Origin of the sequence: Klebsiella sp. C349492 (genome assembly GCF_042055345.1) — a bacterium.
Taxonomy (GTDB): domain Bacteria; phylum Pseudomonadota; class Gammaproteobacteria; order Enterobacterales; family Enterobacteriaceae; genus Klebsiella; species Klebsiella scottii.
Genome location: NZ_JANQCE010000002.1, coordinates 882,140 through 896,521 on the forward strand (window position 1 = coordinate 882,140; position 14,382 = coordinate 896,521).

16 protein-coding genes are annotated in these 14,382 nt (G+C 54.8%); 7 read left to right on the top strand and 9 right to left on the bottom strand.

Annotation, left to right across the window (positions count from 1 at the left end; translation table 11 throughout):
- Positions 1-171: 171 nt before the first annotated feature.
- Entirely contained in the window at positions 172-624 is a 453-nt protein-coding gene (gene matP / locus NWP14_RS11750) for a macrodomain Ter protein MatP (protein WP_375215353.1), read from the top strand.
- Between the two features lie 102 nt (positions 625-726).
- On the opposite strand, the gene ompA is transcribed toward matP, so the two are convergent.
- Positions 727-1,797 (bottom strand): porin OmpA, encoded by a 1,071-nt coding sequence (ompA, locus tag NWP14_RS11755; protein ID WP_045855437.1) that lies wholly within the window; start codon positions 1,795-1,797, stop codon positions 727-729.
- 352 nt (positions 1,798-2,149) lie between these two features.
- Positions 2,150-2,659: an SOS-induced cell division inhibitor SulA gene (gene sulA, locus NWP14_RS11760; protein ID WP_095095791.1), complete on the bottom strand. Its 510-nt coding sequence runs from the start codon at positions 2,657-2,659 to the stop codon at positions 2,150-2,152.
- 465 nt (positions 2,660-3,124) lie between these two features.
- Here sulA and NWP14_RS11765 point away from each other — a divergent pair, with 465 nt between their 5' ends.
- Positions 3,125-3,724, top strand: coding sequence for a TfoX/Sxy family DNA transformation protein (locus tag NWP14_RS11765; protein WP_095095794.1), 600 nt, complete (start codon positions 3,125-3,127; stop codon positions 3,722-3,724).
- Positions 3,725-3,737: 13 nt separating this feature from the next.
- On the opposite strand, the gene yccS is transcribed toward NWP14_RS11765, so the two are convergent.
- Complete coding sequence (yccS, locus tag NWP14_RS11770; RefSeq protein ID WP_095095797.1) at positions 3,738-5,873, bottom strand: YccS family putative transporter; 2,136 nt, start codon at positions 5,871-5,873, stop codon at positions 3,738-3,740.
- Positions 5,874-5,890: 17 nt separating this feature from the next.
- Positions 5,891-6,337, bottom strand: a complete 447-nt coding sequence (locus tag NWP14_RS11775) for a YccF domain-containing protein (protein ID WP_041144834.1) — start codon at positions 6,335-6,337, stop codon at positions 5,891-5,893.
- 122 nt (positions 6,338-6,459) lie between these two features.
- On the opposite strand from NWP14_RS11775, the gene helD reads away from it, so the two are divergent.
- Entirely contained in the window at positions 6,460-8,514 is a 2,055-nt protein-coding gene (helD, locus tag NWP14_RS11780) for a DNA helicase IV (protein ID WP_375215354.1), read from the top strand.
- Between the two features lie 28 nt (positions 8,515-8,542).
- On the opposite strand, the gene mgsA is transcribed toward helD, so the two are convergent.
- Positions 8,543-9,001, bottom strand: a complete 459-nt coding sequence (gene mgsA / locus NWP14_RS11785; protein WP_041147568.1) for a methylglyoxal synthase — start codon at positions 8,999-9,001, stop codon at positions 8,543-8,545.
- A gap of 154 nt (positions 9,002-9,155) precedes the next feature.
- Between mgsA and NWP14_RS11790 the strand changes: the two genes are divergently transcribed.
- Complete coding sequence (locus NWP14_RS11790; RefSeq protein WP_331835656.1) at positions 9,156-9,569, top strand: CoA-binding protein; 414 nt, start codon at positions 9,156-9,158, stop codon at positions 9,567-9,569.
- A 31-nt stretch (positions 9,570-9,600) separates the two neighbouring features.
- On the opposite strand, the gene hspQ is transcribed toward NWP14_RS11790, so the two are convergent.
- Both hspQ and rlmI read right to left on the bottom strand, forming a co-directional pair.
- Positions 9,601-9,918 carry a heat shock protein HspQ gene (gene hspQ / locus NWP14_RS11795; protein ID WP_095095805.1) on the bottom strand — a complete coding sequence of 106 codons (318 nt, stop codon included), beginning with the start codon at positions 9,916-9,918 and terminating at the stop codon, positions 9,601-9,603.
- Positions 9,919-9,977: 59 nt separating this feature from the next.
- Positions 9,978-11,153, bottom strand: a complete 1,176-nt coding sequence (gene rlmI / locus NWP14_RS11800) for a 23S rRNA (cytosine(1962)-C(5))-methyltransferase RlmI (protein WP_189339835.1) — start codon at positions 11,151-11,153, stop codon at positions 9,978-9,980.
- A 218-nt stretch (positions 11,154-11,371) separates the two neighbouring features.
- Here rlmI and NWP14_RS11805 point away from each other — a divergent pair, with 218 nt between their 5' ends.
- Genes NWP14_RS11805 through yccX form a run of 3 tightly spaced genes read left to right on the top strand, consistent with a single transcriptional unit; the run spans position 11,372 to position 13,066 of the window.
- Positions 11,372-11,926, top strand: a complete 555-nt coding sequence (locus NWP14_RS11805; RefSeq protein ID WP_095095810.1) for a YbhB/YbcL family Raf kinase inhibitor-like protein — start codon at positions 11,372-11,374, stop codon at positions 11,924-11,926.
- Positions 11,927-11,943: 17 nt separating this feature from the next.
- The gene (locus NWP14_RS11810; RefSeq protein WP_095095813.1) at positions 11,944-12,732 is read left to right on the top strand and encodes an AraC family transcriptional regulator; all 789 of its coding nucleotides are present in this window, start codon (positions 11,944-11,946) and stop codon (positions 12,730-12,732) included.
- Between the two features lie 52 nt (positions 12,733-12,784).
- Positions 12,785-13,066, top strand: a complete 282-nt coding sequence (gene yccX / locus NWP14_RS11815; protein ID WP_041144841.1) for an acylphosphatase — start codon at positions 12,785-12,787, stop codon at positions 13,064-13,066.
- Here the strand turns inward: yccX and tusE are convergent.
- Both tusE and yccA read right to left on the bottom strand, forming a co-directional pair.
- A complete protein-coding gene (gene tusE / locus NWP14_RS11820; protein WP_095095816.1) occupies positions 13,063-13,392 on the bottom strand; it encodes a sulfurtransferase TusE in 330 nt (109 codons plus the stop codon). The genes yccX and tusE overlap by 4 nt on opposite strands.
- Positions 13,393-13,479: 87 nt before the next feature.
- A complete protein-coding gene (yccA, locus tag NWP14_RS11825; protein ID WP_041144843.1) occupies positions 13,480-14,139 on the bottom strand; it encodes an FtsH protease modulator YccA in 660 nt (219 codons plus the stop codon).
- Between the last annotated feature and the right edge of the window lie 243 nt (positions 14,140-14,382).

Genomic DNA, 14,382 nt, shown 5'->3' on the forward strand with positions numbered 1-14,382 from the left:
AGTGAGATGTAAAACGCGCGATTATACCTTATGCCGCGTCTGAGCACACGGAGGATCGTGTTTGCGTTAACGATAACGACGTAACGCATATCACGAATGATGATTTATTCTCAGCACATCGAGAAAAAACTGATATCCTGAAGTGAGTTACACGGTCACATTGAGATCGCAATGAAATATCAACAACTGGAAAATCTTGAAAGCGGCTGGAAATGGAAATATCTGGTTAAAAAGCACCGGGAAGGTGAGCTGATTACCCGCTATATTGAAGCCAGCGCAGCGCAAGCCGCGGTCGATGTCTTACTGACGCTCGAAAATGAACCTGTTCTGGTGAACGCCTGGATTGATCAGCATATTAATCCGGAGCTAATGAACCGGATGAAGCAGACTATCCGCGCGCGGCGAAAGCGTCATTTTAACGCTGAGCATCAGCATACGCGCAAAAAGTCTATCGATCTGGAGTTTGTGGTCTGGCAGCGTCTCGCTGGCCTGGCGCAGCGACGGGGAAAAACGCTGTCGGAAACTATCGTACAGCTGATTGAGGACGCTGAGCATAAAGAGAAGTATGCCAGCAAGATGTCCAGCCTGAAGCGCGATCTGCAGGTATTGCTTGGTAAGGAGTAGCCCGGAAGGCTGATAGGGTGCGCGCGGGCGCTTTTCGCGCTGAGCCTAAATTTGAGACAAAAAAAACCCCGCATCAGCGGGGTTTTTTATCGGTAGTAAAACTTAAGCCTGCGGCTGAGCTACTACTTCTTTGTAACCTTTAACTTCGATCTCTACGCGACGATCCGGAGCCAGGCAATCGATCAGTGCAGCGCGAGCTTTCACGTTGTCACAGGTGTTGCCAGTAACTGGGTTGGATTCGCCCATACCGCGAGCGGAGATTTTACCAGCCGGGATACCTTTAGAAACCAGGTAATCAACAACAGACTGAGCACGTTTCTCAGACAGCTGCTGGTTGTAAGCGTCAGAACCGATGCGGTCAGTGTAGCCCAGAACAACTGCGGAACCGTCTTTCGGATCCATGTTGCTCAGCTGGGTGTACAGCTGATCCAGAGCCTGCTGGCCTTCCGGTTTCAGGGTAGATTTGTTGAAGTTGAACAGTACGTCAGACTTCAGAGTGAAGTGCTTGGTAGTCACTTCCGGAGCCGGAGCCGGAGCAGGAGCTACAACCGGAGCTGCTTCTTCCTGACCGAAACGGTAGGAAACACCTACGCTCAGCATGCCGTTATCAGGACGTGTGCCAACGGTACCTGCATCACCGATGTTGTTAACCCACTGGTATTCCAGACGAGTAGCGATGTCGCGAGTCATTGCCCACTCGATACCACCAGCAAATACCGGGGATACGCCAGTGTCGTGTTCGCTGCGGGAAGTACCGGTGGAACCGTAGTTACCCTTCGAATCTGCACGCCAGACCATACCACCCAGACGGGTGTAGATGTCCAGATCGTCAGTGATCGGGTAACCCAGTTTAGCAGTCAGCTGAACGCCCTGAGCTTTGAAAGCGCCGTTATCAACGCTGCCTTTATAGGCCATACGTCCCAGCCAGTCGTAACCCATTTCGAAACCGAGGTACGGGTTAACCTGATAGCCACCGAACGCACCAGCACCCAGCTGATCGTTACGGGTCGGGCCATTGTTGTTCTGGAAACCGTTACCGTAGAAACCGGTATCGTGATACTGGGACCAGCCCAGTTTACCACCTGCATACCAGGTGTTATCTTTCGGTGCGGCCTGCGCTACGGTAGCGAAGCCAGCCAGTGCCACTGCAATCGCGATAGCTGTCTTTTTCATTTTCTGCGCCTCATTATCATCCAAAATTCGCCATGAAGTTACAAAAGACCTCACGGTTAGATCCTTCACCCGGGGCGTGACTTGTTGTTAACTATGCTGATACATGCAGCGTAAGCCGATCACCCCTGGCGATGTAAAGTCTACAACTTAGTTCGAAACTTACAAGTGTGAACTCCGTCAGGCATATGAAAAAAAAGGGTTGTATACACAATATTTAACAAATATGGTTAGTTTTCGTTCGTCGATAAAACCTGCGAGACCGCATCAGACAGGCATCCGCACAAAAACAACCCTTATTAAAGCACGTCCTTGTACTGCGCAAAAAAAATTCCAGGATTAATCCTAATTTGGCTTAATGATACAAATTAGAGTGAATTTTTAGCCCGCTCAGTTGTCTCCCATGCTGGCTTGTATTTCCCACAGGCCTCATGATAAACCCCATCGCATGACCTTCTTCCGCGGCATTAACCAGCCGTTCATGTTCTTCGGCCGTCAGTTCATCCGCCAGCCAGCCGATTACTACGCTATAGTTACCCGTGCGCAGGGCGCGTATCATTGATTCTACCGTATTGAACGGGGAGAGCTGGTTTATCTGCATGACTTTCGATAGCGGCAGGCCGGAGGATTGCACCCACTCGCGGCTCAGCTTCTGTTTTGGCGTTAGCCAGAGCTGCCAGCGGGATTGCTGACCCAGCTGCTGTAATAAAGGAAGCAGCAGTAGCTGTGTCATCATCGGCTGATCTTCACGGTAGACAATCTCACTAATCAGCCCGCTGGCTGGTTGTTCGACGGCGTCATGGGAGTGGCGACGTACTGAAGCAGAAGTCAGTGATGAACGATTTGCGTAAGCTGAAGTAAGCATTGTCTATTTCCGCCTGTAGTTACTGTATGCATATACAGTATATCCAGGCGGCGAAAAGATCAACCTCATTTATCGTGTTGTCGCTCGAAATTTGTTCGACATTGTCGGCCGCGTTGGTGAAGACCTGCTCTCGCCGCGGTAACCCCGCGGCATAAATTTTTGGCGACAGAAACCTCAAACCGCGCAAGCGTACCTGCGTATCTTTACGCCCCCCCGGCGCAGCGCTGCTCTTCCCGGGCACAAACTATTTGTGCAACTATTAATTGATGCTCCGGTTATATTTTATTTTTAATACATCCGCTTTCGCCGAAGAGTAATTTCTTGAAAGCACCTCGCAAAATGGTGAGTTGCCTGAGTGGAACGTTAAAATCATCTTGCCGCAATAAAGGAACTCACTTATTTTCTGAACTAACGGATCCGTTAACTAAATTACTCCGTATTCGCATGATTAACCAAGGAATAATCATGAAAAAAATCTCATCCCTGCGGTTTCATAAATTTCAGAAGTGCTTATCGCCATTAGGAAAAATAATCTGCCGTCCTTTGTTTGGTGGCTATAGCCTGGCAATAGACGACACCGTATTTGCGATGGTTGCAGAGGGGGAAATCTATCTTAAGATTTGTGAGCAGGGCGCTGCGTATTGTGTCGCCCACGCAAATCCACTTTTAAAAATGCGTAAAAACGGGCGCCCAATTTTTCTAAAATACTATCAGATAAATGAAACGCTTTGGTGTGACAGTAAAATGCTTTTCAAACTATCGTCGCTTTCATTACAGACCGCTCAAAGAGAAAAGAACCAGCAGCGTTATTCTGGCAGGTTGAAAGATCTGCCAAATATTAGTTTCCACATGGAGCTACTATTAATTAACTCCGGCGTAATAGATCAGCAGGCGCTGCGCCTTATTGGCGCGCAGCGTGCGTGGCTTAAGCTGCGAGAGTCGAATAAAGCGCTGACGCTGAATATTCTCTATTCGCTGGAAGGGGCCATTACCGGGGTTCATGCCGCCGCGCTCCCGACGGCACGGCGCCAGGAGCTGCAGGAATGGGCTCTCAACCAGCGGTAAGATAGGCCGCGATTTACTCGGGCCGAACGGCCACCTGCTGTTGGAGGCGGCAGATTTCCGGTAATAGCGCTAACAGCAGACCGATTTGCTGGAGCACCAGCGGCTCTTTGCTATCGGCACGAGGTTCGAGGTGTTGGATCCGGGTCTGCAGGCGGGTGAGCGCCTGCTGTACCCGCTGTTCGTCGGCCGGGGAATGATGTAGCGCATCATCCACATAGCAGACGGCGTCATCCAGCAGCGCCAGAGTCTCGGGCGTGGTCAGCTTTTCACGGTGCGCGCCCAGCGCTGAAATATAGCTGGTGAAGGTATGATTCAGGCAAAGCAAGCGGAAGGCCGTTTCGCGGATGTCGGCATTTGCCCGCGGCTCCGTTGATAAATTTGATACCACTGAGGCCAGCTCGCCGTCCCGACTATGGGCATCCCGGCGCGCAACCCGATATGCCAGACGGTTATCGCGCCCCTGATGATACTGTTCAAGAATCGCGTCCAGGTATCGGCAGTTGGCGTTTATGGCCTGATCCAGAACCCGCGGCAGGTTACGGAATTTCCAGTCCGGCCAAATAAAGCTGACCGCAGCCCAGGCAATCGCACAGCCGATGAGGGTATCGAAGATGCGCGGCAGGGCGACCTCGAAGCCTTCTCCCAGCAGGTTAAAGCACAGCAGAACCAGCAGGGTAATGAACATTGTGGCGTGGGCATATTGTACATTGCGAAAGGCAAAGAACAGGACGCCGGTAAGGACGATCAGCAGCAGCTGGCCTTCCACCGAGGGAACCAGCAGCAATATCGGTAGACCGATAGCCACACCCACCAGGGTGCCAATAATCCTCAGGGCCAGGCGGTGACGGGTCGCGTTATAGTTTGGCTGACAAACAAACAGGCTGGTCAGCAGTATCCAGTAGCCGTGATTTAGCCCGGTTAGCTGGATAAACGCGTAGCCTGCGCATAGTACCAACGACATCCTCACCGCGTGGCGAAAGAGGGCCGATTCCGGTGACAGGTTGCGGCGTAACCGCAGCCAGATATCGCTAAAGCCGCTAAGCTGGTCCTCCGCGAGCAAATTCTCCGTAGTACCGTGCGCTGGCGCGGCAACCTGAGCGGACTCAATAGTTGCCAGCTGGGCGTCAATCGCTCTCAGGTTATTCAGCAGGAAGCCCAACGCTTTGACCTGCTCCAGGGGTTCTCCGCTGGCACGCACGCGGTCGAGGGCGGCATCAAGATGCATAAACGCGCGCTCGAAATGCGCATCGTGCTGGTACGGTTCGCGCAGCAAAATAGCGCGGGACAATTTCTGACAGGCCTGGGCCTGCATCGACAGCATACGCTGAAAGCGAAACATAATGTCACTGTAGCGAAAACGGTCGCGTAGCGTTTGATACTGGATATGCGATGAGCTGGCGCGCTCGTGGATATCCTGGGCAACGAAGTAATACTGCAGCGTCCGTCGGGTGCCTCGCTGCCCGCGGTCGCCGCGCAGACGGGTGAGCAGCGACGTTTTAGTCTGGTTGAGCGTCGTGACCAGCAGGCCATTCGCGATGGCCAAATCGTAGAGTGGAGCCTGGCTTTCATCTTCAATATCCGGGTCAAACATGCGGGATTTGAGATCCAGATAGCGCGCCAGCAGCTCATAGCTGCGCGCAAGATTGTCCTGAAGCGGGCGAATCGGGAAGATGATATGTCCGGCAAGCGTCAGCAGGTTGTACCAGACGGCACCGGTCAGCAGAAATAGCGGCTGTAGATACCAGCGATCGTAGAGCGTGACCCCCAGCATGGTGTAGATAGCGATCAGCAGAGCGCCGAAGGCGATCGTGGCGTAACGCTGTCCCAGGCCCCCGAGTAAAATAAATCCGGTGGTAGAGAGGGTTAAACCGATCGCAAATAGCCACGGCCAGGGAAAAAGGAGCTCCACCGAAGCCGATGCGATAAAAAAGCACACCAGGGTGATGGCCAGGTTGCGTAACCGCCCGGTCAGGCGGTCGTCGAGATCGGTTAACGCGGCGGCAACTACCCCCAACGTTAATGGAATAGTTAGTTTTACTTCGCCAAGCCACCATGGAACGGCGGTTGTGCCGCAAAGTGCGACAAAAATCCTGGCGTTATAGAGCCAGGCGCTGTTCCATGTATAACGGCGTAGCAGGGGGCTAAGCATGTCAGTATTCCGTCCGATTACTGGAAGCGACGGCGCGCATTGGCTTCGCGAGCGGCACGCGCGGTTTCGACGGAAACAACCCGACGTCCCACAGGCCACAGCGCAATGGCGGCGATTTTAAAGTTGGCGATACCAACCGGGATACCAATAATGGTCAGACACTGGGCGATGCCGCTAAAGATATGCATCAGGCACAGCCACCAGCCGAAGAAAATAAACCATAAAATATTGAGCACGGTACCGCCTGCATTCAGCAGGCTGTTTTTGCCCTGAGGCTCGAGTTCATCGACGTGAATGGCTTCATTCCCATAGGGGAGGAGGGAGAGTCGGGTAATTTCCCAGCATGAGCGGGTCAGCGGCAGCGTGAAGATCAGAATAATGCTGACCAGCGTCGCCAGCAGCCAGCCCAGCGTGGTGGCGAAACCACCGAGGATAAAGTTCAAAATATTCAGAATGGTACGCATAACCCCTCCGTTCACTCCTGTGGATAATAAGACCCGGCCATTGTAACGTTTTTTACGCTGGAGCACCCGGTCGCTGGCGGTTAAACTTAAAAACATCCAACCTGATTGAAATTCGGCATGATATGGAACTTAAAGCGACAACATTGGGCAAACGCATGGCGCAGCATCCCTATGATAGGGTGCAGCTGCTTAACGCCGGAGTAAAGGTTTCCGGTGATAGCCACGAGTATCTTATACCTTTCAATCAGTTATTGTCAGTTCATTGTCGGCGCGGTCTGGTCTGGGGCGAACTGGAGTTCGTGCTTCCGGATGGCAAAGTCGTGCGTTTGCATGGTACCGAATGGAATGAAACCCAGCGTTTCTTTCATCATCTGAATACGTTATGGCAGCAGTGGAGCGCGGAAATGAGCATCATTGCCGCCGACGTACTGAGCCAGCAGCTGGCTGAGATCGCCCGCTCCAGCGCAGAAGGCAAATGGTTGACCCGTCAGCAGGTTAGCGACGTGCAGGGTAAAATTCGCCGGGCGCTCACCGGGCTGCCGATACCGACCAGCCGACTTGACGCTTTCGACAACTGCCGCGAGCCGTGGCGTCAATGTCAGAGCTGGCTGGGTGACACCGAGGTGGCCAGACTGGCCCACAATCAGGCTTTCACTGAGTCGATGTTGGAACAGTACGGCGCATTTTTTGCGGGCGTGGAGTCTTCACCGCTTAACCCGGCGCAGGCGCGTGCGGTGGTTAACGGCGAGCGTTCTCTGCTGGTTCTTGCCGGCGCCGGCAGCGGCAAGACGTCGGTGCTGGTTGCCCGTGCCGGATGGCTGCTCACAAGAGGTGAAGCGGCGGCTGAGCAGATTCTGCTGCTGGCGTTTGGTCGCCAGGCGGCGCTGGAAATGGATGAACGCATTCGCGAGCGGCTGAGCACCGATGATATTTCGGCGCGGACATTTCATTCACTGGCTCTGCATATTATTCAGCAGGGCAGTAAGAAAGTCCCGTCTGTTAGCCAGCTCGAGAGCGACAGCCCGGCGCGTCAGGCGCTGCTGCTGAAAAACTGGCAGCAGCAGTGCCAGGAGAAAAAAGCTCACGCCAAAGGCTGGCGACAGTGGCTGGAAGACGAGATGGGCTGGCAGGTGCCGGAAAACGATTTCTGGCAGGATAAAAAAATAGAGCGACGAATGGCGAGCCGCCTCGATCGCTGGGTCAGCCTGATGCGTATGCACGGCGGCTCACAGGCGGAGATGATTGCCGGCGCGCCGGAGGAGATACGCGAGCTTTTTGCTAAGCGCGTAAAATTAATGGCTCCGCTGCTGAAGGCGTGGAAAACGGCGCTGAAAGAGGAAAATGCGGTCGATTTCTCCGGCCTGATCCATCAGGCCATCAATATTCTTGATAAAGGACGCTTTGTCAGCCCGTGGAAGCATATTCTGGTCGATGAATTTCAGGATATTTCACCGCAGCGGGCCTCGCTGCTGGCCGCGCTGCGCCGGCAAAATACCCAGACCACGCTCTTTGCGGTCGGCGACGACTGGCAGGCAATCTATCGCTTTAGTGGCGCCCAGCTTTCGCTGACTACCGCGTTCAACCACTATTTTGGCGAAGGGGACTGCTGCGCGCTGGATACCACATATCGCTTTAATGGCCGCATTGGTGAAGTGGCGAACGGTTTTATTCAACAGAACCCACACCAGCTGAGCAAGCCGCTCAACAGCCTGAGCGCCGGAGATAAAAAAGCCGTTACGCTGCTGGCGGACGATAAGCTTGATGATTTGCTCGATAAGCTGAGCGGCTACGTGAAACCAGACCAGCGGATCCTGCTATTGGCGCGCTACCATCATCTGAAACCCGCCGCGCTGGAGAAGGCCGCTACGCGATGGCCGAATCTGCAGCTCGATTTTATGACGATCCATGCCAGCAAAGGTCAGCAGGCGGATTTCGTGATTGTCCTTGGGCTTCAGGATGGCGATGATGCGTTCCCGGCTCCGGCGCGAGAGTCGATCATGGAAGAGGCGCTGCTGCCGCAGCCGGAGGATTTTCCAGATGCGGAAGAGCGGCGTCTGCTGTACGTCGCCATCACGCGTGCGCGTCTTCGCGTTTGGCTGCTGTTCAACAAAGAGCGGCCGTCTGCGTTTGTGGAGATGCTGGAAGAGCTGGATGTACCGGTAGCAAGAAAACCGTAACGGCTGGCGGCCTGGCCGCCAGCGGGGTTTACTTAAGACGTTCCGCCAGGTAACGCTGATAATCCGGGATCAGAATATCGAGAGGCTCGCCAAAGTGCGGCGACAGGATAATAAAGTCGGCGGTTGAAGCATTGGTCGCAACGGGAATGTTCCATACCGTCGCCAGGCGCAGCAGCGCCTTAACGTCCGGGTCGTGAGGCACGGCGTTTAGCGGATCCCAGAAGAAAATCAGTACATCAATTTTCCCTTCTGCAATCAGCGCGCCGACCTGCTGGTCGCCGCCCATCGGGCCGCTGAGCATCGCGTTAACTTCAAGCCCGGTTGCCCGGGAGATGAGATTTCCGGTGGTGCCTGTTGCGTAGAGTTCGTGTTGAGCCAGCAGCGCCTGGTGGCGAGCAACCCACTTCATCAGCATATCTTTACAGTGATCGTGAGCAACCAGAGCGATATGTTTGCGCGCGGGTAGCGTACGTGTCGTCAGTTCCATAATTTCATTCCACATTTTAGCCTGCAGACAGATTACTGGAAGTGACTGTTGCTGCAAGCATCAGGGTGAAAAATTTTGACGTACCCGTTAGTCAGGGTAGATGGCCGGTTAGCCTGGATTAGCTTACACTTGGGCTAAATAGTGGGAGGATAAAATGAAAGAGAACGATATCGCAGGCATTCTGACCTCAACACGGACTATTGCGCTGGTGGGAGCCAGCGACAAACCGGACCGACCAAGCTATCGGGTGATGAAGTATCTGCTGGAGCAAGGGTATCACGTGATCCCGGTTTCGCCGAAGGTAGCGGGTAAAACGCTACTGGGGCAACAGGGCTACGCAACGCTGGCAGATGTTGCGGAAAAAGTGGATATGGTCGACGTATTTCGCAACTCCGATGCGGCGCTGGGCGTTGCTCAGGAAGCCATCGCCATCGGCGCAAAGACGCTGTGGCTGCAGCTAGGGGTGATTAACGAGCAGGCGGCTGTCCTGGCGCGAGAGGCTGGGCTAACCGTGGTGATGGATCGCTGTCCGGCGATTGAAATCCCGAGATTAGGTCTGGCGAAGTAAATAAAAACCCCGCCGTTGCGGGGTTTTTTTGCTAGTTGCGCAGTCGAGGCGCCTGAAGCTGCTGGCGAATGGTCCTCGCCAGCTCGTCCATTGACGGCTGCTCCGGATGCTCATCGCTGGGCTCGCTGCTGAGCTGCGCTTCGGCAAGATAGGTGTGAACGGGCTGGCCATCCTCATCTTCCATCACCACATGATACCAGGGCGATGCCCGCAGCTCGTCATTGGCCGCAATTTCGTCCTCCGCCGGTTCTGCAAGCGAATATTCTGGATCGATATCAACAACCACGCCGAGGAAGCCTAACAGCGTATGGCGAACCTGCTGGCCGATACCGAATTTGCTGGCAATCATAGGCACCTCCTGGGAAACGTTATTACCTGCTATATGCGGGCAACGTTCCGCTTTTCAAGTTACATGATGCGGCAGGCAAACCCTTTCAGATACAGACCTTCCGGGTAGGTTGCGATCACGGGATGGTCGGCAGCCTGGCGGAACTGTTCTATAAATTGTACATCACGTCCGGCGTCAATTGCGGCATCGGCGATGATTTTCTGAAATAAATCGGTAGCCATCAGACCCGAGCAGGAGAAGGTCAGCAGGATCCCGCCGGGATTAAGCAGCTGGATAGCCAGCATGTTGATATCCTTATAGCCGCGGCAGGCGCCCATCAGCTGGCTTTTGTTCTCAACAAACTTCGGCGGATCCATCACGATCACATCAAATTTTTCATTCTGGTCACGATACTTACGCAGCAGCTTAAAGACGTCATCGCGGACAAATTCAGCTTTGGAGAGATCGAGCTGGTTCAGTTCGATATTCTGCTTCGCCACGTCCAGCGCTTCCTGGGAGGTATCGACGCTGATCACCTGACTACAGCCGCCCATCAGCGCGGAAACGGCGAAACCGCCGGTATAGGAGAAGCAGTTGAGGACGCGTTTGTCGGCGACGTAGCGGCGGGTCGCCAGGCGGCTATCGCGCTGATCGAGATAGTAGCCGGTTTTATGGCCGCCCTGAATATCCACCAGCAGCTGCATTCCGTGCTCGGTGATGGGCAGCAGCGCAGGCGGCATTTCGCCGGTAACCAGGCCCTGGGCCAGATCCAGCCCCTCTTTTTTACGTACCGCTACATCGCTGCGATCGTAAATGGAACAGGCGGGGAACAGGGTCTGTAGCGCGCTAACGATGGACGCGCGCTGGTATTCGGCGCCGGCGCTGAGCAGCTGCAGAACGAAAAAATTGCCGAAGCGGTCAATCGTTACGCCCGGAAGCCCGTCGGATTCGCCGGCAATCAGACGATAGCTGTCGAGGCCATCGCGGGCCGCCAGCCATTCGCGCCAGGTTTGCGCCTGCTGCAGACGGCGTTCGAAAAAGGCAATATCGATCTCCTCGTTGCGGTCAAAACTCCAGACGCGCGCGCGGATCTGCGATGACGGAGAGAACGCGCCGCGAGCAAGCCATTTCCCCTGCGAATCAACGATATCGATAGTTTCGCCGGAACGGGCTTTACCTTCCATACGGGCGACGGCGCCGGAGAAAATCCAGGGGTGGCGACGCAGCAGGGATTTCTCGCGTCCTTTGGTCAACACTAAGCGGGGGAAAATGGAATCTGTCATGGGGCTACCTTTAGCAACGGGAATGTCGGCACCGAAAAATGGCGCGTAGGTTAGCACATGTGGCCGCCGCAAGCACCATGCCCGCTGCGCCAGCAGGTGAGCGTTTCGGCACAAAACATAGGCACTTTGGCACAATAAAAATCACCCGCGGATCTTACAGTGTTTTCCTCAACCCAATGGAGGAAAATGCAATGAAAACAGGATTTGGCTTAGCTGCGGCCTTGATGTTAGCGATGAGCGGCAGCGCGGCGGCGGCGCAGTTTCAGGTGACCAGCGGCGATATGCGGGATGAAGGAAGCCTCGCTCAGGCACATTGGTTCAGCGGTTTTGGCTGCACCGGCGGCAACGTCTCGCCGCAGCTGGCCTGGAAAAATGCGCCGCCGGGGACCCGTAGTTTTGCCGTCACTGCCTATGACCCGGATGCGCCAACCGGCAGCGGCTGGTGGCACTGGACGGTGGTGAATATCAGCAGCAGCGTGGCAAGTTTAGCCGCTGGCGCCGGAGATAAAAACAACGCTAAACTGCCGGACGGAGCGGTTCAGGGACGCAATGATTTTGGCTATGCCGGATTTGGCGGCGCCTGTCCGCCCGCCGGCGATAAGCCTCACCGCTACCGCTTTACCGTGTGGGCGCTTGATACGCCGACATTACCCGTTGATGCACAGGCCAGCGGCGCGTTGGTTGGATTTATGTTGCATAGCCACGCTATCGCCAGCGCGCAGCTGACGGCAAGGGCAGGGCGCTAAACCCGTAAGGAGGCCAGATGCAGAATATAAACTTTCGCCATAACGCCTTAACCGCGGCGGAAATTACCTCCCGGCGCCTGTATAAACTGCATCGCGTGACGCTGTTTACTCCCGCTCTGTGCCGGGTTAATCGCGGCAGCAAAATTATCGTTCAGGGCGTAAGCCAGATGCTGGCCACGCCGCAGCAGCTGATTATTCTGCCGGCCGATCTTGAGCTCGAGGTGATTAATCAGCCGGATAACGGGCTGTTTTGCTCCGATCTACTCTCTCTGACGCCAGAACTGCTGGCGGATTTTAAAGCTCGCTATATGAGCGAGCCGCAGCCCGGGCGACTCACATCTCTGTGCGCGCCGGCGACTCCCGATCTGGTGTTTATGTGGCAAAACGTCCTGCAGGCGGTGCGCAGCGGATTATCGGCCGAGCTGCAGCATCACCAGGCGATGGGACTATTGCTGGCGCTGCACCAGGCGGGTTACGCCGGGCCGCTGCTCAATGAGAGGCAGCAGAATCTGAGCGGCCAGGTGCGGCAAATTATTATGCTGTCGCCCGCGCAGGCGTGGAGCGTCCCGCGGGTGGCGAAAATGCTGTTCCTTGGCGAATCGACGCTACGCCGACGCCTGCACCAGGAAGATCAAAGTTTTCGCCAGATTGTTGAGGAGGTGCGTATGGCTTATGCCCTCGGCCAGCTACAATCGACCTCATTACCGATAGGCGAAATCGCCGTGAACAGCGGCTATCAGTCCGGTTCGCGCTTCACGGCGCGCTTTCGTCAGCACTATGGCCTGTTGCCGAAACACGTACGCTAGTCAGAATTTGCTATTCTCAGCGTAGAGTTATTGGCACGAAAGGAGAGCAATCATGGCGACACTCTGCACGATGGCATGGGTATATGGTTCAGTTCAGGGAGTTGGCTTTCGCTACACGACGCAGCGGGAGGCGTTACGCTTAGGGCTGACGGGCTACGCGCGCAATCTTGATGACGGCAGCGTAGAGGTTCTGGCCTGCGGTGAGGCGGAGCAGGTGGCGGCGCTGGTGAGCTGGCTGAAGGAGGGCGGGCCTCGCAGCGCGCGGGTCGACCGGGTGCACACGGAGCCTCATCAGCCCACCAGAGAGTGGCAAAAATTCTCCATTCTGTACTAGATGCATTTCACCGGTTTGGGCAGCCCGGCAATTTTCGTTGCCTGTTTGGCGGGGCCTTTGGGGAACAGGCGGTAGAGATAGCGGCTGTTGCCTTTCTCCTCGCCGAACTTATTTGCCATCGCCTTCACCAGCATCCGAATGGCCGGCGAGGTGTTGAACTCCAGATAAAAGTCGCGGACAAAACGCACGACCTCCCAGTGTTCAGGCGACAGGACAATACCTTCCCGTTCGGCAATGGCTGTTGCCAGGGCTTCACTCCAGAGGGTGGTATCCTTCAGATAGCCTTCGCTATCGGTCTCAATTTCATTGCCTTCAAAGATCAACATAATTCTTCACACACCGCTAAAACTGGCGGCAGTTTAGCAAAAAAAAAGGCCCCGCATAAGCAGGGCCTGAGAAGAACTGAAGGGAGATTAGTCTTTGCTGGCGAAGCCCAGAATGCTCAGCAGGCTGACAAAGATGTTGTACAGCGACACATACAGGCTCACGGTTGCGCGGATATAGTTGGTTTCGCCGCCGCGGATGATGTTGCTGGTTTCAAACAGGATGGCGCCGGATGAAATCAGAATAAACACCGCGCTGATTGCCAGATGCAGAGCCGGCAGCTGCAGGAAAATATTCGCAACCATACCTATCAGCACCACCACTACGCCCGCCATCAGCATTCCGCCAAGGAAAGACATATCTTTGCGGGTCGTGAGCACATAGGCCGAGCAGCAGAAGAACACCAGCGCCGTACCGCCCAGCGCCAGGCCGATTAAATCTCCCATACCCGCCGACAGATAGGCGTTAAGCATCGGCCCAAGGATATAGCCCAGGAAGCCGGTAAAGGCGAAGGCCGCCAGGATGCCCGACGGCTTGTCGGCCAGCTTATAGGTCAGGAACATCAACCCGTACATGCCGACCAGAGTCAGAATCAGCCCGGGAGACGGTAGCATCAGGACCGTGCTTGCCGTTGCCGTAATGGCAGAAAATGCCAGCGTCAGGCTGAGCAGGAAATAGGTGTTACGCAGAACTTTGTGCGTGCTGAGCAGCGATGAACGGTCACGCGACGACGTAATTATACGATCCATGAGTCACTCTCTTATGACAGATGTTATTAATAACGAAGCATAAAAAAACCACGCCAGAAGCCATAGTGCTTTTACCCATCTTTACTTAGACCTTAGCGCAAGATTCCAGCATATTATTCTAATAAATTACGAAAAGGCGGTGTGTTTGTGCGTTTGGCGCCAGGAACCAGATCGGAATCTGATAGGTTACTGAAAAATATTGCGTTATCGCCATTCTGTGGCTAAGTGTGGAGAGGGTACAAA